19 protein-coding genes and 1 riboswitch are annotated in these 18,322 nt (G+C 73.7%); of the genes, 6 read left to right on the forward strand and 13 right to left on the reverse strand.

Going from position 1 to position 18,322, the window contains the following annotated elements:
• Positions 1–4: 4 nt before the first annotated feature.
• Positions 5–535 carry a GNAT family N-acetyltransferase gene (locus ACFP3R_RS15265; protein ID WP_380636715.1) on the reverse strand — a complete coding sequence of 177 codons (531 nt, stop codon included), beginning with the start codon at positions 533–535 and terminating at the stop codon, positions 5–7.
• A gap of 86 nt (positions 536–621) precedes the next feature.
• Between ACFP3R_RS15265 and ACFP3R_RS15270 the strand changes: the two genes are divergently transcribed.
• From ACFP3R_RS15270 to ACFP3R_RS15280, 3 genes are all read left to right on the forward strand, one after another.
• Positions 622–1,545 (forward strand): SPFH domain-containing protein, encoded by a 924-nt coding sequence (locus tag ACFP3R_RS15270; RefSeq protein ID WP_380636717.1) that lies wholly within the window; start codon positions 622–624, stop codon positions 1,543–1,545.
• Position 1,546: 1 nt separating this feature from the next.
• On the forward strand, positions 1,547–1,756 hold the full coding sequence (locus ACFP3R_RS15275) for a type II toxin-antitoxin system antitoxin (RefSeq protein WP_380636718.1): 210 nt from the start codon (positions 1,547–1,549) through the stop codon (positions 1,754–1,756).
• Positions 1,757–1,844: 88 nt separating this feature from the next.
• On the forward strand, positions 1,845–2,624 hold the full coding sequence (locus ACFP3R_RS15280) for a VOC family protein (RefSeq protein WP_380636719.1): 780 nt from the start codon (positions 1,845–1,847) through the stop codon (positions 2,622–2,624).
• Here ACFP3R_RS15280 and ACFP3R_RS15285 read toward each other — a convergent pair.
• On the reverse strand, positions 2,593–3,396 hold the full coding sequence (locus ACFP3R_RS15285) for a sulfite exporter TauE/SafE family protein (protein ID WP_380636721.1): 804 nt from the start codon (positions 3,394–3,396) through the stop codon (positions 2,593–2,595). The genes ACFP3R_RS15280 and ACFP3R_RS15285 overlap by 32 nt on opposite strands.
• A 139-nt stretch (positions 3,397–3,535) precedes the next feature.
• On the opposite strand from ACFP3R_RS15285, the gene ACFP3R_RS15290 reads away from it, so the two are divergent.
• Both ACFP3R_RS15290 and rpsT read left to right on the forward strand, forming a co-directional pair.
• Positions 3,536–5,812: a glycoside hydrolase family 3 N-terminal domain-containing protein gene (locus ACFP3R_RS15290; protein ID WP_380636724.1), complete on the forward strand. Its 2,277-nt coding sequence runs from the start codon at positions 3,536–3,538 to the stop codon at positions 5,810–5,812.
• A gap of 130 nt (positions 5,813–5,942) precedes the next feature.
• Positions 5,943–6,203, forward strand: coding sequence for a 30S ribosomal protein S20 (gene rpsT / locus ACFP3R_RS15295; protein WP_380636728.1), 261 nt, complete (start codon positions 5,943–5,945; stop codon positions 6,201–6,203).
• Between the two features lie 311 nt (positions 6,204–6,514).
• Here the strand turns inward: rpsT and holA are convergent, their stop codons facing one another.
• Positions 6,515–7,498 (reverse strand): DNA polymerase III subunit delta, encoded by a 984-nt coding sequence (gene holA / locus ACFP3R_RS15300; protein ID WP_380636731.1) that lies wholly within the window; start codon positions 7,496–7,498, stop codon positions 6,515–6,517.
• 99 nt (positions 7,499–7,597) lie between these two features.
• Positions 7,598–7,724, forward strand: a riboswitch (SAM riboswitch).
• 11 nt (positions 7,725–7,735) lie between these two features.
• Between holA and thrC the strand changes: the two genes are divergently transcribed.
• Positions 7,736–9,001, forward strand: coding sequence for a threonine synthase (gene thrC, locus ACFP3R_RS15305; protein WP_380636733.1), 1,266 nt, complete (start codon positions 7,736–7,738; stop codon positions 8,999–9,001).
• Between the two features lie 201 nt (positions 9,002–9,202).
• Here the strand turns inward: thrC and ACFP3R_RS15310 are convergent, their stop codons facing one another.
• The 10 genes from ACFP3R_RS15310 to ACFP3R_RS15355 form a co-directional block, all read right to left on the reverse strand.
• The gene (locus ACFP3R_RS15310) at positions 9,203–9,664 is read right to left on the reverse strand and encodes a hypothetical protein (RefSeq protein ID WP_380636734.1); all 462 of its coding nucleotides are present in this window, start codon (positions 9,662–9,664) and stop codon (positions 9,203–9,205) included.
• On the reverse strand, positions 9,612–11,966 hold the full coding sequence (locus tag ACFP3R_RS15315; protein WP_380636737.1) for a DNA internalization-related competence protein ComEC/Rec2: 2,355 nt from the start codon (positions 11,964–11,966) through the stop codon (positions 9,612–9,614). The genes ACFP3R_RS15310 and ACFP3R_RS15315 overlap by 53 nt, the downstream gene beginning before the upstream one ends.
• Positions 11,967–12,706: 740 nt before the next feature.
• Entirely contained in the window at positions 12,707–13,438 is a 732-nt protein-coding gene (locus tag ACFP3R_RS15320) for a ComEA family DNA-binding protein (protein WP_380636741.1), read from the reverse strand.
• 85 nt (positions 13,439–13,523) lie between these two features.
• Positions 13,524–14,366: a DegV family protein gene (locus ACFP3R_RS15325; RefSeq protein WP_380636745.1), complete on the reverse strand. Its 843-nt coding sequence runs from the start codon at positions 14,364–14,366 to the stop codon at positions 13,524–13,526.
• Between the two features lie 11 nt (positions 14,367–14,377).
• A complete protein-coding gene (octT, locus tag ACFP3R_RS15330) occupies positions 14,378–15,109 on the reverse strand; it encodes a diglucosylglycerate octanoyltransferase (protein ID WP_380636747.1) in 732 nt (243 codons plus the stop codon).
• On the reverse strand, positions 15,106–15,720 hold the full coding sequence (locus tag ACFP3R_RS15335; RefSeq protein ID WP_380636749.1) for a histidine phosphatase family protein: 615 nt from the start codon (positions 15,718–15,720) through the stop codon (positions 15,106–15,108). Before ACFP3R_RS15335 ends, octT begins: the two co-directional genes overlap by 4 nt.
• Positions 15,717–16,103, reverse strand: coding sequence for a ribosome silencing factor (gene rsfS / locus ACFP3R_RS15340; RefSeq protein WP_380636752.1), 387 nt, complete (start codon positions 16,101–16,103; stop codon positions 15,717–15,719). The genes ACFP3R_RS15335 and rsfS overlap by 4 nt, the downstream gene beginning before the upstream one ends.
• A 69-nt stretch (positions 16,104–16,172) precedes the next feature.
• Positions 16,173–16,766: a nicotinate-nucleotide adenylyltransferase gene (gene nadD, locus ACFP3R_RS15345; RefSeq protein WP_380636754.1), complete on the reverse strand. Its 594-nt coding sequence runs from the start codon at positions 16,764–16,766 to the stop codon at positions 16,173–16,175.
• Positions 16,767–16,875: 109 nt separating this feature from the next.
• The gene (locus ACFP3R_RS15350; RefSeq protein WP_380636756.1) at positions 16,876–17,097 is read right to left on the reverse strand and encodes a ferredoxin; all 222 of its coding nucleotides are present in this window, start codon (positions 17,095–17,097) and stop codon (positions 16,876–16,878) included.
• Between the two features lie 4 nt (positions 17,098–17,101).
• Positions 17,102–18,286 carry a cytochrome P450 gene (locus ACFP3R_RS15355; RefSeq protein ID WP_380636758.1) on the reverse strand — a complete coding sequence of 395 codons (1,185 nt, stop codon included), beginning with the start codon at positions 18,284–18,286 and terminating at the stop codon, positions 17,102–17,104.
• Positions 18,287–18,322 lie beyond the last annotated feature (36 nt).

An 18,322-nucleotide genomic window follows, 5' to 3' on the forward strand; every position in this document is an offset into this window, starting at 1 on the left:
GGCATCACAGGTCCAGGTCGCGCGCCATCCGCACGTGCGCGTCCCCGTCGTGGCCGACCTCGCGCCAGCGGTGCGCGAGGTAGAAGCGCCGGGCGCGCCGGTTCTCCGCGAACACGTCCAGGTGCGCGGTCCCCACCCCGGCGGCGCGCAGCTCGGCGAGGGCCGCCTCGTGCAGCGCGTGGCCCACGCCCCGGCCCCAGTGCGCCGGGTCGACCTGGAGCTGCTTCAGCTCGCCGTCCGGCTGGACCAGGGCGAACCCGGCGAACCCGCCGTCCAGCTCGGCGCACAGCCACACCCGGCCCGGTCGGGTGAGGTCGTAGCCGTTCGCCCGCGCACCCCGCTCCCACTCGGCCAGCTCGCTCTCCGGCAGGTGCCCCTCGTAGTAGCTGCGCCGGGCCCTGACGTGGACGTCGACCAGCGGCCACCTGTCCTCCGCGCGCGGCGGTCGCACCGTGATGGTCCCCATGTGGTCACTGACGCGCGGCGGCCGGTCGGGTTGCCGGGGCACGGCCTCCCGCGCCCGTGCGATCGGCATCGCGGACAACTTCCGCCCTCGTTGCGCGCCCACCGGAAAAAGTGATATCACTTTGCTAAGCAAGAGATATGACCTGAGGGGTGCACATGGACACAGCTGCTGACGTCGCGGTGCGGATGCCGAGTCCCGTCGTGCGGGAGCGCGAGGCGAAGCACGTGTCGGGGTGGGGGGTGCTGGCCGTCGCGGTGGTGCTGATCGCGGCGGGCACGGCGCTGATCGTGCTGGGCGCGATCCCGGGGGACGACGGGCCGAGCGTGCCCGCGATCGTGGGCGGCTCGCTGCTCGTCACCGTCGGCGGCATCGCGGGCGGCGGCCTGTTCACCGTCGCGCCGGGCGAGGTGCGGGTGCTCCAGTTCGCCGGCAGCTACATCGGCACGGTGCGGCGGGACGGCCTGCGCTGGGCCAACCCGTTCGCCACCAAGGTGAAGGTGTCGACCAGGATCCGCAACCACGAGACCGCGGCGCTCAAGGTCAACGACGCCGACGGCAACCCGATCGACATCGCCGCCGTGGTGGTGTGGCAGGTCGAGGACACCGCGCGGGCCATGTTCGAGGTCGACGACTTCGTCCGGTTCGTGGGCATCCAGACCGAGACCGCGGTGCGGCACATCGCCACCAGCTACCCGTACGACAACCACGAGGAGTCCGGGCTGTCGCTGCGGGAGAACGCCGACGAGATCACCGAGACGCTGTCGCTGGAGATCGCGGCGCGCGTGCAGTCGGCCGGGGTGAAGGTGATCGAGTCGCGCCTGACGCACCTGGCCTACGCTCCGGAGATCGCGCAGGCGATGCTCCAGCGCCAGCAGGCGGGCGCGGTGGTCGCGGCGCGGACGCGGATCGTGGAGGGGGCGGTCGGCATGGTCGAGCTGGCGCTGGCCAAGCTCGCCGAGCAGGACGTGGTGGAACTGGACGAGGAGCGCAAGGCGGCGATGGTGTCGAACCTGCTGGTCGTGCTGTGCGGCGAACGGTCAACGCAACCGATCGTCAACGCCGGATCGCTGTACCACTGAGTTGGCCGAGCGCAAGAGCGTCCTGCTGCGCCTTGACCCGGCGGTGCACGACGCCCTGGTCAGGTGGGCGAACGACGAGTTGCGCAGCACCAACGCGCAGATCGAGTTCCTGCTGCGCCGCGCGCTCGCCGAAGCCGGCCGCCTGCCCTCCGGGACGGCGGCCCAACCCCGACGCGGTCGGCCGCGCAAGTCCGAGGAGGACGGCGGCTGACCGGTGGGCGTCGCCCGCGCGGGGAGCGCCCGCGACGCCCGCGTTGATCGACTCGCGGGTGACCCGGCCCGGTGCGAACGTGGAGCGCGTGACCGACGTCAACGCCCCGTACGCACCGGGCACGCCCGCGTGGGTGGACATGATGACCACCGACCGGGACGCCACGGCGGAGTTCTACGGCGGGCTGTTCGGCTGGGAGTTCGAGGTCGGCGGACCGGAGACCGGCCACTACACCAACGCCCTGGTGCGCGGGCGGCCCGTGGCCGGGTTCGGCGAGATGCCGCCGGACGTGATGTTCCCCGTGGTGTGGACGACCTACCTGGCCACCGACGACCTCGACGAGTCGCTGGGGGCCGTGGTCGCGGCCGGCGGCAAGGTGCTCGTGCCGGTGTTCGACACCGGCGGGCCGGGGCGCGGCGCGGTCGCGGTGGACCCGACCGGCGCGGCGTTCGGGCTGTGGGAGGCGGGCACGCACATCGGCGCGTACGCGGTGGGCGAGCCGGGCGCGGTCGTGTGGAACGAGCTGGCCACCCGCGACCCGTTCGGCGCGGCCGAGTTCTACCAGCGGGTGTTCGGCGTGGGCCTCGACCCGCTGCCCGACTTCCCGTACACGCAGCTGCGGGTGGAGGGGCGCGTGGTGGCCGGGCTGTTCGGGATGGCCAACGAGATCCCGGCCGAGATCCCCGCGCACTGGATGACCTGCTTCGCGGTGTCCGACGCGGAGCTGGCGGCCCGGCGGGCGCGCGAGCTGGGCGGCGTGGTGGTCGGCGACGTGGTCGACACGCGGTTCGGCCGGTTCACCACGGTCGGCGACCCGATGGGCGCGACGTTCCGGGTCATCCAACCGCCGCCTTCCACCCCAGACTGACCACCAGCGCCACCACGACGGTGAGGAACACCCGGCGCACGAACGACGACCCGCGCCGGACGGCGAGCTTCGCCCCGAGCACCGCGCCGGTGACGTTGCACACCGCGAGCACCAGGCCCAGGCCCCACAGCACCTTCCCGGCCGGGATGAAGTACAGCAGGGCGCCCAGGTTGGTGGCCACGTTGACGACCTTCGCCGTGGCCGAGGCGCGCAGGAACGCGAAGCCCACCAGGCCCACCAGCAGGAACACCAGGAACGCGCCGGTGCCCGGCCCGGCCAGGCCGTCGTAGAAGCCGATCAGCGCGCCGCCGACCGCCATCACGCCGACCTGGGCGGCGCGCGCGAACCGCGGCGCCTCCGCCGCGCCCAGCTCGGGCTTGCGCCACGTGTAGAGGCCGACGCCGACCAGCGCGACGAGCACCACGCCGTTGAGCACGCCGGGGGCCAGCGCGCCCGCGAACGCCGCGCCGCCCACCGCGCCGCCGAACGCGGCCAGCGCCATGGGCAGCGCCGTCCACCAGTCGATCGTGGTCTCCCGGGCGTAGGTGCGCATCGCGGCGGCCGTCCCGACCACGGAGGCGATCTTGTTGGTGGCCAGCGCGTACAGCGGCTGCCCGCCGGGCGCGATCAGCAGCAGCGCGGGCAGCTGGACCAGCCCGCCACCGCCGACCACGGCGTCGACCGCGCCGGCGAGGGCGGCGGCCGCGCAGAGGAACAGCAGGGCGGCGAGCGAGATCTGCCCGAAGCCGGGCCAGTCGAGTGCGGCGGTCACCCGATCAGCTTAACCGGACAGGCGTACTGCTTTTTCTTCCTACCTGGGAGCGTTCCCAATGCGCCCGTTCAGCTCTGTCCCGGGCCCGGTCGCACGGCCAGGGTTGGTCCGGGCGACCTGATCAACCAGGAGGTTCTCGATGCGGAGATCCCGAAAGCGCGCCGCGGCCGGCGTGCTCACCGCGTTCGCCGTCCTCGTCGGCGGATCGCAGGCCACCGGCGCCGGGGAACCGCGCGGACCGCACTACCAGGACGCCCGCGCGCCGGTCGAGCGCCGCGTCGACGACCTCCTGCGGCGCATGACGCTGGAGGAGAAGGTCGGCCAGATGACCCAGATCCGGCTGGGGAAGCTGCGCGGCAACTGCGAGTGGAACGCCGGCCCGCTGCGCGAGGACTGCCTGAAGGCGGTGCTGGAGGACGCGAAGGTCGGCTCGGTCCTGTCCGGCGGCGGTGACGCGCCGAACCCGAACACGCCGCGGGCGTGGGCCGAGATGACCAACGAGATCCAGCGGTACGCGCTGGACCACAGCCGCCTGCGCATCCCGCTGATCTACGGCGCGGACGGCGTGCACGGCCACTCGAACGTGCTCACCGCCACCATGTTCCCGCACCAGGTGGGCCTGGGCGCGACGTGGAACCCCGATCTGATGGAGGACCTGGGCGAGTCCACCGGGCGGGCCATGCGCGCCACCGGCGTGTTCTGGAACTTCGCGCCGGTCTCCGACCTGGCCCGCGACACCCGGTGGGGCCGCTACTACGAGACCTACGGCGAGGACCCGGTGCTGGCGGGCTCGCTGGCCGCGGCGAACGTGCGCGGTCAGCAGCGCGAGGCCGACGGCACCGCGTCGCTGGCCGCCACCGCCAAGCACTTCGCCGGGTACTCGGAGCCGTTCAACGGACACGACCGCGCGCCCGCGCAGCTGCCGATCCGGCACCTCCAGGACACCGTGCTGCCGCCGTTCCAGGCGCAGTTCGACGCCGGCGTGCGGACCGTGATGATCAACTCGGGCGCGGTGAACGGCGTGCCGGCGCACGCGTCGAAGTACCTGCTCACCGAGCAGCTGCGCGACCGGATGGGCTTCCGCGGGGTGGCGATCAGCGACTGGGAGGACATCCGGTACCTGGTGGACCGCTACCACGTGGCGGCGGACTACCCGGAGGCCATCGCGATGGCGGTGAACGCCGGCGTGGACATGGCGATGGAGCCGTCGAACGCGGCCGAGTTCACCAAGGGCCTGCTGGCGGGCGTGCGCGGCGGCGCCATCAGCGGCAAGCGGATCGACCAGGCCGTGCGGCGCGTGCTGACGCTCAAGTTCGAGCTGGGCCTGTTCGAGAAGCCGTTCGTGGACCCGGCCGCGGCCGACGGGGTCGTCAACGGCGCCGACCGACCGCTGGCGCTGCGGGCCGCCGCCGAGGGCGTGGTGCTGCTGCGCAACGAGGGCGTGCTGCCGCTGTCCACCGGGGCCCGCAAGCTCGTGGTGACCGGCGACGCGGCCGACTCGGTGGCCCGCCAGCTCGGCGGCTGGACCGTCGGCTGGCAGGGCGTGCCGGCGGGCTCGCCGCTGCCCCCGACCACCACCGTGCTCCAGGGCATCCGGGCCGCCGCGCCGGGGGCGGACGTGGTCGGCGCCACCACCCGGGCCGACGCCGTGGCCCAGTCGGCCGACGCCGACGCCGTGGTGGTCGTGCTCGGCGAGGACCCGGGCGCCGAGGGCGAGGCCGACACCGAGTCCCCCGCGCTCACCGCCGAGCAGCAGGGCCTGGTCGACGCCGTGCGCGCGACCGGCAAACCGGTGGTCGTGGTCCTGCTGACCGGGCGGCCGCAGGTGCTGGGCACGGTCGCCGGGGCGCCCGCGCTGCTGGCCGGCTGGCTGCCGGGCTCCGAGGGCGGCGCCGCCGTCGCCGACGTGCTGTTCGGCGCGGTCAACCCCAGCGGCAAGCTGCCGGTGTCGTGGCCCAAGACCATCGGTGACCAGCCGTTCTCCTACGACCAGCCGCGCGGCGCGAACACGGGCGAGAGCTCGAACTACGACCCGCAGTTCGCCTTCGGCCACGGCCTGTCCTACACCAGCTTCACCACGTCCGCGCCGGTCCTGAAGTCCGCCGAGGTCCGGCGCGACGGCAAGGTCGAGGTCTCGGTCACGGTCACCAACACCGGCGTCCGCGACGGCGCCCTGGTGGTGCCGGTGTACGTGCACCAGCCGGTCAGCAGGGTCCTGACCCCGGACCGCCGCCTGGTGGCCTTCACCCGGGTGGAGCTGAAGGCGGGCGAGCAGCGCGCGGTGCGGGTGACCTTCGACGCGACCCGCCTGGCCACGACCGCGGGCGACATGGACGCCACCGGCAGGCCCGAGGTGGCGAAGGGCCGGTACGAGGTGCTGGTCGGCGAGGGGAGGGCGGGGTTCACGGTGCGGTGAGCAGCCCTGATATCGTGACTGGTCGTACCGCGCGGCATTCCGCAGTGGAGGAAGACCGCCCCGGGTTCGGGGTGGAGCCGATCGACGAGCGCGGTACGACTCCGAGACCGAGGAAAAGGGTGGCTTTCGCGTGGCGAACATCAAGTCCCAGCTGAAGCGGATCAAGACGAACGAGAAGGCGCGCCTGCGCAACAAGGCCGTCAAGTCGTCGCTGAAGACCGCGATCCGCAAGTTCCGTGAGGCCGCCGAGGCCGGTGACAAGGAGAAGGCCGTCGCGCTGGCGCAGGAGGCTTCCCGCAAGCTCGACAAGGCCGTCACCAAGGGCGTGATCCACGCCAACCAGGCCGCCAACAAGAAGTCGGCGCTGGCCAGGCGCGCCAACCAGGTCTGACCCTGGTCCACGGCACCGAGCACCACAGCACCGAGCACCACAGCACCGGAGCGCCGCTCTCCCCTCGCGGGGCGGGCGGCGCTCCTGCTTTTCCGGCCGCCGGGCACTTGTTTCGAGCTTTTCCGGCCACCGGGCAGTCATCCCTGCTTTCCGGCCACCGAGCACTCATCCCTAAGCTTTTCCGGGCACCGGGCACCGGGCACCGGTCGCACGCCGACCGGCGGCGTCTCGGCATTCAGCAGCCCGGCGCTCAACCAGCCCGGCGTTCACCAGCCCGGCGTTCACCAGCCCGGCGTTCACCAGCCCGGCGTTCACCGCCGACCGCGGGCGGCGACGATCTTCAAGACCGCTCGCTCCAAGGCGTACCCCGAGTCGGCGGCGGCGCCCTTCACGTCCGCGTTGAGGTCCGCGACCACCGACATGGCCGACGCCAACCCCCACTCCTCCCACCCACGCGACTGCCCCTGGGCCTTCTTCACCTTCCACGGCGGCATACCCAGCTCACCCGCCAGCTTGAACGGGTCCCCCCGACCGACCGCCGACACGCGCGCGACCGTGCGCACCGCGTCCGCCAGCGCGTCGGCCACCAGCACGTGCGGCACACCGAGCTGGATCGCCCAGCGCAGCGCCTCCAGCGCACCGGCCCGGTCACCCATCACGGCCTTCTCCGCGACCGCGAACCCGGTCACCTCCGCCCGCCCACGGTGGTAGCGGCGGACCGCCTCGGCGTCGACCTTCCCACCGGTGTCGGCGACCAGCTGCGACGCCGCCGCGGCCAGCTCCCGGAGGTCGGAGCCGACCGCCTCGATCAGCGCGGCCACGGCCTCCGGGTCCGCCTTGCCGCCGCCGGCCGCCCGGATCTCGTTGCGCACGAACGCCTCGCGGTCCGTGGCCTTGGTGACCTTGGGGCACTCGGTCACCCCGGCGCCCGCCTTGCGCAGCGCGGCGGGCAGCTCCTTGGCCGCCTTGCTGCGCCCACCACCGCTGTGCACGACGACCAGCGTCACCCCGTCGGCGGGCGCCTTGGCGTAGGCGATCACGGCGTCGGCGATCTCCTTGCCCACCTCCTGCGCGGCTTCGAGCGCGATCACGCGACCCTCCGCGAACAGCGACGGGCTCACCAGTTCGGCCAGCTCGGGAGGGGTGAGCTCGGTCACCCGAACGCGCGTCAGGTCGGCCTGCGGGTCGATCTTCCGCGCGAGGTCCAGCGCGCCGCGCACCGCGCGTTCGACCAGCAACTCCTCCTCGCCGATGACCAGGTGGACGGCATCGGGCGTGTCAGTGGGCGCACTCACGCGCGCGATCCTCCCACGCCCGTTCGCCGTCCGGATGGTGGACGTCACTGGCTACGGGTCGGGATCGTGTCGTAGGTTGACGTCACCACAACTGAATACCGCTCATCCAGAGGGGCAGAGGGATCGGCCCGTAGAAGCCCCGGCAACCCGTCGTTCAGCGTGCGCGTCCAGCGCCCGCCGGCGATCACGGTGCCAATTCCGACCCGCGACGCGGGAAAGATGAGGAGACACCTCGCGATGACTGCTGTCAGTGCGCCCTCGGCGACCACCACCTCCTTCGACCTCGGTCCGGCTCGTGCCCTGTCCTGTCGGGAGTGCGGGCACGAGACGCCGCTCGCACCGGAATACGCCTGCCTGGAGTGTTTCGGGCCGCTGGAAGTGGCCTACGACTTCGGCCGCGTCCGCCGTGAGGACATCGAAGCCGGCCCCCGGTCGATCTGGCGCTACCGCGGCCTGCTGCCCGTGCCCTCCACGGTCGAGTCGCACCCCAACACCAACCCCGGCGGCACCCGCCTGGTGGAGGCCGACCGCCTCGCCAAGGCCCTGGGCGTCCGCAAGGTCTGGGTCAAGGACGACACCGGCAACCCCACCCACTCCTTCAAGGACCGCGTCGTCGGCGTCGCCCTCGCCGCGGCCCGCGAGCTGGGCTTCAAGGTGCTGGCCTGCCCGTCCACCGGCAACCTCGCCAACGCCGTCGCCGCCGCCGCGGCCCGCGCCGGCTGGGAGTCGGTGGTCTTGGTGCCCTCCTCCCTGGAGCAGGCGAAGATCCTCATGACCGCCGTCTACGACGGCAACCTGATCACCGTCGACGGCAACTACGACGACGTGAACCGGCTGGCCCAGGAACTGGCCGCCGAGCACGAGGACTGGGCGTTCGTCAACGTCAACGTCCGCCCCTACTACGCCGAGGGCTCCAAGACGCTGGGCTACGAGGTCGCCGAACAGCTCGGCTGGCGCCTGCCCGACCAGATCGTGGTGCCCATCGCGTCCGGCTCCCAGTTGACCAAGGTCGACAAAGCCTTCCGCGAGCTGGGCGAACTCGACCTGGTCGAGCAGACCCCGTACCGGGTGTTCGGCGCCCAGGCCACCGGCTGCTCCCCCGTCTCCGCCGCCTTCAAGGCCGGCCACGACGTGGTCTCCCCGGTGCGCCCGGACACCATCGCCCGCTCACTGGCGATCGGCGCCCCCGCCGACGGTCCCTACGTGCTGGACGCCGTGCGCCGCACCAACGGCGCGATCGAGGACGTCACCGACGAAGAGGTCATCGAGGGCATCCGGCTGCTGGCCCGCACCGAGGGCATCTTCGCGGAGACGGCCGGCGGCGTGACCGTCGCCACCGCGAAGAAGCTCATCGAGTCCGGGCAGCTCGACCCGGACGGCGAAACCGTCCTGCTCATCACCGGCGACGGCCTCAAGACCCTCGACGCCCTCAGCGACCGCATCGGCCCCCGGGCGAACGTGCCGCCGTCGGCGGAGGCCGTGCTGAAGGCCCTTCAGGACTGACACCACCACCCGGACCACCGGCCACATCGGAGCCACAAGCCACACCGGCGCCACAAGCCACACCGGCGCCACCGGCCGCTCCGGAGCCACCGGCAACACCGGAGGCATCGGCCGAGCCGGAGCCACCAACCGGGCCAGGTTCGGTGCCCGCCGAACCCGGTGCCGAACCCGGTGCGACGGTCACCAAACCCGGTGCGGCGGTCACAGCGCGACCCCCGAGGTGCGCAGCCAGCCCGTGCGCGGGAAGGCGGCCAGCTCGGGGAGCACGCGCGGCTCCACCGGTTCGGTGACCACGCGCCACGCGGTCAGCAGCTGTGGCCACGGCCGTTTCGCCTTTTCCTGGTTGTAGCGCTCGGCGTGCCACTCCTCCGGCGGTATCGCGAGGTCGTCGTCGAACAGGGTGTCGGCGACCAGGCGGTACGCGGCGTCGGCGGAAGCCACCTCGGCCGTGTGCACCACCCCGGTGGCGGTGGCCCGCGCGACGATGCCGCGTTCCCCGCCGAGCCGGTCCTCGCACACGTAGTAGGTGAAACTCGCCCGCAGCTCGTCGCGCGGCCAGGGCCGAGCGGTGTAGCCCGGCTGCCACAGCGCCCACCCCAGGGCCCGGTGGTCACCTGGCCGCTGCCACCCCGCGTTGAGCCTGATCCACCTGTCGTTCCTCATCTTCGTTTCCCTTCGCCTCGTCGAGCGGACCGCCCCGGCGGACGATCCGCAGCCCTTCCGGGCCGGTGAGGACGGCGGTGTCGCCGTCCCGGTCGGTGCGCAGCACCAGCGCGCCCTGCTTCACCAGCGCGTCGACCACCACCCCGCTGGGGTGGCCGTAGCGGTTGCCCGCGCCGACGCTCACCAGCGCGATCCGCGGCCGCACGGCCGCGAGGAACGCCGGTGACGAGTACCGCGACCCGTGGTGCGGCACCTTGAGCACGTCGGCCCGCAGGTCGACGTGCCCGTCGAGCAGGTCGGCCTGTCCGGCCAGCTCGACGTCGCCGGTCAACAGCACCCGCCCGGCCGCGGTCGATGCCCGCAGCACCAGCGACGCGTCGTTGACCGCCGTGTTCGTCTCACCCACCGGGCCCGCACGCGGACCCAGCACGTCGAGTCCCAGCCCCGGCCAGCCCAACCGCTGCCCGGCACTCAGCTCGACCACGCGGACCCCGGCCGCCCGCGCCCGTTCGCGCACCTCCTCCCACGCCCACCCCGGCCGGCGCGCGGGCCCCACGGCCACCGCGCCCACCTCTCGTTCCGCCAGCACGGCGGCCAGTCCGCCGACGTGGTCGGCGTGCAGGTGGCTCAGCACCACCAACGGGATGCGCCGCACCCCCAACCGCCGCAGGCACGACAGCACCGGCACCGGGTCGGGCCCGGTGTCGACCAGCACCGCCCGGTCGCGCTCGGCGGTGGCCAGGACGACCGCGTCCCCCTGACCCACGTCGCACGCCACCACCGACCAGCCCTGGACGGGCCAGCGCGGCGAGACCACCTCCAGCGGCACGAGGACCACCACCGCCCCGGCCACCGCGGCCACGACCAGCACCCGCAACCGCCGCAGCCGGAGGACCACCCAGCCGAGCACCAGCACCCCGGCCAGCAGCACCCCGCCGACCCAACCCTCGGGCCACCCGACCGCCGCACCCGGCACCGCCGCCGCGTGCCGCCCCACGGTGATGAGCCAGCTCACCGCCGGTCCGGCCACCTCGACGACCAGGCGCGCCACCGGTTCGTGGACCGGTGCCAGCACCGCGGCCGACACACCGAGCACCGTGGCCGGCGCCACCACGGGCCCGACCAGCAGGTTCGCCACCACCGCGACCAAGCTGACCTGCCCCGAGATGCCCGCGACCAGTGGTGCGGTCGCCAGGTTCGCGGCCACCGGCACCGCCAGCGCCTCCGCGAGCCCGACCGGCACACCGCGTTCCCTCATCGCGGCGGACCACCTCGGCGCGAGCAGCACCAGTGCCGCGGTGGCCACCACCGACAGGCCGAACCCCGGGTCGGTGGCCAACTCCGGGTCGTAGAGGACCAGGACCACCACCGCGGCCGCGAGCGCCGGCACCGCCGACCGCTCCCGTCCCAGCACCAGCGCGAGCAACGCCACCGCACCCATCACGGCGGCCCGCAGCACGCTCGGCTCCGGCCCGGCGAGCACGACGAACCCGACCAGCGCGGCCATCGCACCCGCCGCGCACCCGCGTGGACCGAGGCGGAACAGCCGCAGCACCAACAGCACCGCGCCGCACAGGATCGCCAGGTTCGCCCCGCTGACCGCCAGGACGTGGGCGAGCCCCGCGGTGCGGAACTCCTCCACCACCCTGGGCGCGAGGCGCGAGGTGTCACCGACCACCAGGGCCGGCAGCAGCCCGGCGGGTTCCGGGTCGAGAGCGGTGCTCGCGTCCCGGAGTCCGGCCCGCAGGTCCTCGGCCACCCGCTGCCACACCGGTGCCTCGGTCTCCACGCGCGGCGGTCCGCGGACCCGGAGGACGGCGACCGTCAGCTCACCGCCCCGAGGTGGGGCGAGCGTGCCCTTCGCCTCGACCCGCCGGCCCGGCAGCAGCTCCAACCACCCGGTGGCCGGGGCCAGGACCACCACCCGGCCGCCGTCGTCGAGGGTCGCGCGGACCAGGACCAGGTCGACACCGCCCGCTCGTGACCCGAAGCCGCTGGTGCGCAAGCCGTGCGGTCGGCTGTCGAGTTCGAAGTGGAGGGTGGTGGGCATCCCTCGTTCGGCGGCGGCGCGCAGCGGGTGGTGGGCCGACGCGTGGGCTTGGGCGCCGATCCAGCACGCCGCCACCGGTCCCGCGACCGCGATGGCGACCGCCGCCGGGCGCCAGGGCCGCAGCGCCAGACCACCGATGAGCGTCAGGGTCAGGCCGACCACGGGAGCGGCCCACCAGGTCCACAGGAGACCGGCGAGAGCGGTGGCCCAGACGGTGAGGGCGGCCGGGACGAGGTGCGCGCGGGGGTTCACGACCACACCCACCCGAGGCTGGTGACCGCGAGGCGTGGGCGGTGGTTGCCGGTGGGGCGGTGCTCGTCGGTGAGGCGGTCACCGAACGTGCGGCGGGGCAAGCGGTCGAGCAGTCGTCGCAGCCGGCGGCGGAGGTGGTGGGAGGCGATGGACAGGAGGAGGCGGTGCGGAGCCGGGGTGGAGCGGACCGGGTGGGCGGGCCGGGCGGGGCGGAGGACGAGGTGGTCGAGCGTTTGACGGAGGCGGGCGTGCGGGCGGGGGCAGGGGCGGCTGCTCGTGGTGGGGGTTCGGCGGGTCTCCGGTTGGTGGTTGGTTGATCGGCGGGTGGTCGAGCGGTCGTGAGCCTGGTCGTGGGTGGTCGGGTGGGCAGCCTGGTCGTGGGCAGTGTCGTGGGCAGCCGGGTCGTGGGCAGTGTCGTGGGCGGCCGCGTCATGGGCAGTCGGGTCGTGGATGGCCGGGCGGGCGGTGAGGTCTGGGGCGGTTGGGCGACGGGCAGTGGGGCGGTGGGCGGTCGGGCGGTGGGCGGTCGGGCGGCGGGTGGGCGGTTCGGGTGCGCGGCGGTCGACGTCCCAGGTGGACGCGCGGCACCTGGGGAACTTCGAGCAGGTGGCGGTTTCCGGTATGGGCGCCTTGAACCGGGCGCGGGCGGCCGCGGCGGAGGTGGGTTTGTTCGGACAGGGACAGGCGGGGCTCATCAGAGGGCTCCTGGTGGTCGTGAGGGGTTGAGTGGTCGTGAAGGGCTAGAGGCGGACCAGCTCGCCGAGCTTCGCCAACTTCGCGTCGCCGATGCCCTCGATCTCGCCCAGCTGTTCGAGCGAGGTGAACGGGCCCTGCTTCTGGCGGCGGTCGACGATGCGCTGGGCGGTCACCGGGCCGACCCCGGGCAGGGTGTCGAGCTGTTCCTTCGTCGCGGCGTTGAGGTTCAGCGGTTGGCTCGCCGCGTCGGCCGGCTGCGGTACGGGAACGCCCACGGCGATCTGCTCGCCGTCGGTGACCCTGCGGGCCAGGTTGAGCGCGGTCAGGTCGGCGCCCGGGTTGGGGCCGCCGGCGGCGCGCACGGCATCGGCCACCCTGGCGCCGCTGGGCACCGTCACCAGACCCGGTGTCGGCACCTGGCCGACGACGTTGACGACGAGCTGCTGCTCGGCCTGCGCGACGGCGGCGGGTTCGGCCACCCTGAGGTCGGGTGGGCTCTCGGGCACGGGCCGCTGCCACCACAGGGCCAGGGCGACCGCGAGCCCCACGCCCGCCATGACGCTCGCGAACAGGACCGTGCGGCGGCGCGGGAGGGCCGGGTCGGGCAGCCAGCGGCGCAGCAGGCGCCCGAGCTTGCCGCGTGGCTGCGCGCCCTCGCCCTCGGTCTGGACGAAGACCAGCTTCTCGTCGGCCTCGGCCGCTCGGTGTTTGCCCCGCTCCTGGGAGATCAGCGCTCGCAGGCGGGCTTTCGTGGTTTCCGGGTTCGTGTCGAACATGTGATCGACGCTAGGCCGGTTGGCGCAGTCGCGGGAGGGGCGATCCGGGATCTGTGGACAACTTCCCGGTGATGGATAAAGCGGGCTAGGAAACCCCGCCCGGCAGCACCACCACGCCCAGGACCCCGGGACCCGTGTGCGCCCCGATCACGGCTCCCACCTCGGAGATCAGGCAGCCGGTCGAGCCGGGGACGCGCTCGTCGAGCAGCGTCGCGAGTTCCGCGGCGCGCTGCGGGGCGGCCAGGTGGTGGACGGCCAGCCCGACCCGACCGGGACCGGCCGCCGTCGCGGCCAGGTCGACCAGGCGGCCGATCGCGCGCCCCATCGTGCGGACCTTCTCCAACGGCACGATGCGGCCGTCGTCGACGTGCAGCAGGGGCTTGACCGCCAGGGCCGTCCCGAGCAGGGCCGCCGTGGGGCTGATGCGCCCGCCCCGCCGCAGGTGGTCCAGGGTTTCCACGCAGAAGAACATCTTGACGCGCGCCGCCGCGTCGACCGCCGCCCGCTCGGCGTCCGCACCGTCCTCGGCCGCGGCGCAGGCGGCCAGCACGGCGAAGCCCAACCCCATGCCCGTGGCGCGTGAGTCGACCACCCTGATCCGGGTCGGGTCGACCTCCTCGGCGGCCAACCGCGCGGCCTCCCACGTGCCCGACAGCTCCCGGGACAGGTGCACCGACACGATGGACCCGGCGCCCTCGTCGAGGGCCGACCGGTACGCCTCGGCCAGCTCCCCCGGCGTGGGCCGGGACGTGGTCACCCGGCGGTGCTCCCCCAGCGCCGCGGCCAGCTCCGCCGGACCGAAGTCCACCACGTCCAGCCTGCCGCGACCGTCCACCGCCACGTGCAGCGGGACGACCCGGATGCCGTGCCGCTCGGCGAACCCCTCGGGCAGGTACGCCGTGGAGTCGGTGACGATCGTGGTGGACACGAGTGCCGAGACTACGGCTCCGCCCCTCCCGGGTGACCGACCGCCACGGTGCGGACCAGTTCGGCCATCGCGGCGCCGACCAGCTCGTGCGCCTCCCAGCCCCAGTGCATCCCGTCCGGGTTGCCGAGCCGTGACCGCACGTGCTCACCCACCAGCGCGGGCACGTCCAGCAGCGGCACGCCGACCCGCTCGGCCCACCCGCGCACCGCGCGCTCCGCCGCCGCGCGCCCGGTGTGCACCCCGCCGTACGCCGGGGACCGGTGCACCGACGGCGTCATGCCCACCACCCGGATCCCCGGTTCGAGGGCGTGCACCGCGCGCACCGAGTCGTCCAGGTACCGCACGGTCAGGTGCGGCGGCAACGCCACCGGGCGCCCGCGCGACAGCCTCGACAGCGCCGGTTGGAGCGCCAGGTACGCCGCCCGCGCCCGCCGCCGCACCCCGTCCGGCCGCAGGTAGCGCAGCCCCTGCCGCCAGAAGGTCGGCAGCGGCGAGGGCAGCGTGTCCATGTGCCCCACGGCCAGCAACAGCACGTCCGTGCGCGGCAGCAGCGACCACACCCTCGGGTCGCCGGTCAGCGACCACCAGGCGTCCCGGGCCGTCCAGCCGAACCCCGCCGCCAGCTCCGCGTGCCCGCCCAAGGCCGCCGCGCAGACGTTCGGCCACAACCGCGGGTGGTCCGCGGGCAGCGGCCCCTCCGGGCCGTGGAACGTCAGCGAGTCGCCGAGGACGAGCAGTCTCACCTGGTGGTTCCGGCGTTGTACGACGACAGCCGCCACCGGCCGTCACCGCCCGGACGCCGCGCGAACACCGTCCAGTGGCAGTTGCCGATGCCGCCGAGCAGACCCCAGCGGTCCACCGGCAGCTCCAGCAACCGCCCGGTCAACGCGCTGATCAGCCCGCCGTGCGCGCACAGCATGACCGTCCCGGAGAACTCCCGGTCCACCTCGTCGACCACGGCGAGGGCGCGCTCGGAGACCTCCACGCGCGTCTCGCCCTCGGGCGGCGACAGGGTGCCGTCGCCGCGCCACAGCTCCAGCATCCCGGGCCACTCCACCTCGATCTCCGTGGTGGTGAGGCCCTGCCACTTGCCCAGGTGCGTCTCGCGCAACCGCTCGTCGATCCGCAGCGGGACCCCCGTCGCCTCGGTGAACACCGACGCGGTGTCCCGCGCGCGGTGCAGGTCCGAGGCGACCACCAGCTCGGGCGCGAACCCGGCGAGCACCGGCACCGCGAACCGAGCCTGGTTCCACCCGGTCTCGGTCAGCGCCGAGTCCAGGTGGCCCTGCATCCGGCTGGTCGCGTTATAGTCGGTCTCACCGTGCCGCCACAGCACGAGCCGGGTGAGGGTCATGCGTCGGCGACCTCGTCGGTCACGGGCCCGGCGTCGAACTCGATGCGCGGGCAGTCCTTCCACAGCCTCTCCAGGCCGTAGAAGCTCCGCTCCTCCACGTGCTGGACGTGCACCACGACGTCCACGAAGTCCAGCAGGACCCAGCGGCCCTCGCGCGCGCCCTCACGGCGGACCGGCTTGCGACCGGCCTCGCGCAGCTTCTCCTCGACGTTGTCCACGATCGCGCCGACCTGCCGCTCGTTGGGCGCGGAGGCGATCACGAACGCGTCGGTGATCACCAGCTGGTCGGACACGTCGAGCACGATCACGTCGTGCGCCTTCTTGTCGGCCGCCGCGTTCGCGGCGACCAGCGCCAACCGTCGTGCCTCGTCCGTGGCTGCCACTTCTCTCCTCATCGCCTCGGCGGGCGCCGATAGGCCCGCACGAGTTACCGAGGGTACCGGCGCCCGGTATCAGTCCGGCACCGAGTAGAGCCGGCGCTTCGATATGTACTGGACCACGCCGTCGGGCACCAGGTACCACACCGGCAGGCCGGCGGCCGTGCGGGCGCGCACGTCGGTGGACGAGATGGCCAGCGCGGGCACCTCGACCAGGGACACCGCGCCGGGCGGCAGGTGGGTGTCGTCCAGCTCGTACCCGGGCCGCGTGACGCCGATGAAGTGCGCCAGGTCGAACACGTCGTCCGCGCGCCGCCAGGACAGGATCTGCTCCAGCGCGTCCGCGCCGGTGATGAAGAACAGGTCCGCGCCGGGGTGCGCGGCGCCGAGGTCGCTGAGCGTGTCGACGGTGTAGGTGGGTCCGTCCCGGTCGATGTCGACCCTGGACACCGAGAAGCGGGGGTTGGACGCCGTGGCGACGACCGTCATCAGGTAGCGGTCCTCGGCCGCGCTGACCTGGCGTTCGACCTTCTGCCAGGGCTGCCCGGTGGGCACGAAGACGACCTCGTCGAGGTCGAAGCGGGCCTGGACCTCGCTGGCCGCGACGAGGTGGCCGTGGTGCACCGGGTCGAAGGTGCCACCCATGACGCCGATCCGGCGGTTGGACATGGGAGGTGAGCCTAGTTCGGTTGGCGCGCGGGCGGCCGGTGGCGTCCCGGGGAGTGGACCGCGTCCACGGGTCGCCGTGACGCGATCGGCGCGGTCCTCCGGCGGTCGGCTACTCCTGCGGGGCGAGCACCGTGCCGTCGGCGTCGCGCACCAGGATCGCCTCCATCGGGCACGACTCGGCCGCGTCCACGACCGCGTCGGCGGGCTCGACGGAGGGGTTGACCGGGGTCGCGGTGCCGTCTTCGAGCCGGAAGTGGTCCGGCGCGATGGACGAGCACATACCCGTGCCCAGGCACCTGCTCCGGTCGACCTCCACGGTCCAGCGCGTCACGGGCTCACCACCTGACGGGAAGGGCCTGCGGGCCCCGGATCAGCCTGCCCTTCTTGAACGCGACGTCACCGTCCAGCCGGAGCGACGGGAACCTCTTGAGCAGGGTGCCGATGGCCACCTGGAGCTCCATCCGGGCCAGGGACGCGCCGACGCAGTGGTGCGCGCCGTGGCCGAACGTGAGGTGCGGGTTGTGCTCGCGGTGGAAGTCCACCTCGTCCGGGCGGTCGAACACCGACGGGTCGCGGTTGGCCGCGAGGTTGTTGACGAACACCGCCTCGCCGGCGGCGATCCTCACGCCGGACAGCTCCACGTCGGCCGTGGCGATCCGGGGGAAGCCCGCCGAGCTGCCCAGCGGGGTGAACCGCAGCAGTTCCTCCACCGCGGCGGGCACCAGCGACGGGTCGTCGCGCAGCTCCGCGAGCCGGTCGGGGGCGCGCAGCAGCAGGTAGGTGAAGTTGCCGATCTGGTTGGCCGTGGTCTCGTGGCCCGCGACCAGCAGCGCCACCCCGAACGACACCAGCTCCCGCTCGGTGAGCCGGTCCTCGTCGTCGTGCGCCGCGACCAGCTCGGACAGCATGTCGTCGGCGGGGTCGGCGCGCTTGGCCACGACCAGCCCGGCGATGTAGTCGCGCAGCGCGTCGTTCGCCGCGACGATCTCCTCGGGCCGGAACGCGGTGATCGCCACGGCGGCGTCCGACCAGGCCCGGAAGCGCCCTCGGTCCTCGAACGGCACGCCCAGCATCTCGCAGATGATCGTGATGGGCAGCGGCATCGCCAGCGCCTCGACGAGGTCGACGGGCGGGCCCTGCTGCTCCACCGCGTCCAGCAGGCCGTCCACGACCTCCTGGGCGCGTTCGCGCAGCCGCTCGGTGCGGCGCAGCGTGAACCCCTTGGCCACCAGCTTGCGCAGCCGCGTGTGGTCCGGCGGGTCCATGCTGAGGATGTTCGCCTCGGTCGGCATGTCCGGCAGCGAGCGCGGCACGTCCGCGCCCGGCGCCAGCACCGCGGCGCGGCTGAACGCCGGGTCGGCGAGCACCGTCCTGACGTCGTCGTACCGGGTCGCCAGCCACGCCTCGCCGCCGAAGGGCAGGCGCACCCTGGCCACCGGCCCGTCGCGCTGGAGCTCCAGCAGCCCGGGGTCCAGCACCAGGTCGTCGGGTTCGGTGAACGGGTAGGACCTGCTCTCCATCGGCACCCCCGCACCAGCATCCGCTCACACCCGACA

The sequence above is a fragment of the Saccharothrix lopnurensis genome (assembly GCF_042658445.1).
Lineage (GTDB): Bacteria > Actinomycetota > Actinomycetes > Mycobacteriales > Pseudonocardiaceae > Actinosynnema > Actinosynnema lopnurensis.

Excerpts from the sequence above, each read along its gene's own strand:
- ACFP3R_RS15265 (WP_380636715.1), bottom strand. The coding sequence starts at position 535 with ATGCCGATCGCACGGGCGCGGGAGGCCGTGCCCCGGCAACCCGACCGG.
- ACFP3R_RS15270 (WP_380636717.1), top strand. The coding sequence starts at position 622 with ATGGACACAGCTGCTGACGTCGCGGTGCGGATGCCGAGTCCCGTCGTG.
- ACFP3R_RS15290 (WP_380636724.1), top strand. The coding sequence starts at position 3,536 with ATGCGGAGATCCCGAAAGCGCGCCGCGGCCGGCGTGCTCACCGCGTTC.
- thrC (WP_380636733.1), top strand. The coding sequence starts at position 7,736 with ATGACTGCTGTCAGTGCGCCCTCGGCGACCACCACCTCCTTCGACCTC.
- ACFP3R_RS15310 (WP_380636734.1), bottom strand. The coding sequence starts at position 9,664 with ATGAGGAACGACAGGTGGATCAGGCTCAACGCGGGGTGGCAGCGGCCA.
- ACFP3R_RS15320 (WP_380636741.1), bottom strand. The coding sequence starts at position 13,438 with ATGTTCGACACGAACCCGGAAACCACGAAAGCCCGCCTGCGAGCGCTG.
- ACFP3R_RS15335 (WP_380636749.1), bottom strand. The coding sequence starts at position 15,720 with ATGACCCTCACCCGGCTCGTGCTGTGGCGGCACGGTGAGACCGACTAT.
- nadD (WP_380636754.1), bottom strand. The coding sequence starts at position 16,766 with ATGTCCAACCGCCGGATCGGCGTCATGGGTGGCACCTTCGACCCGGTG.
- ACFP3R_RS15355 (WP_380636758.1), bottom strand. The coding sequence starts at position 18,286 with ATGGAGAGCAGGTCCTACCCGTTCACCGAACCCGACGACCTGGTGCTG.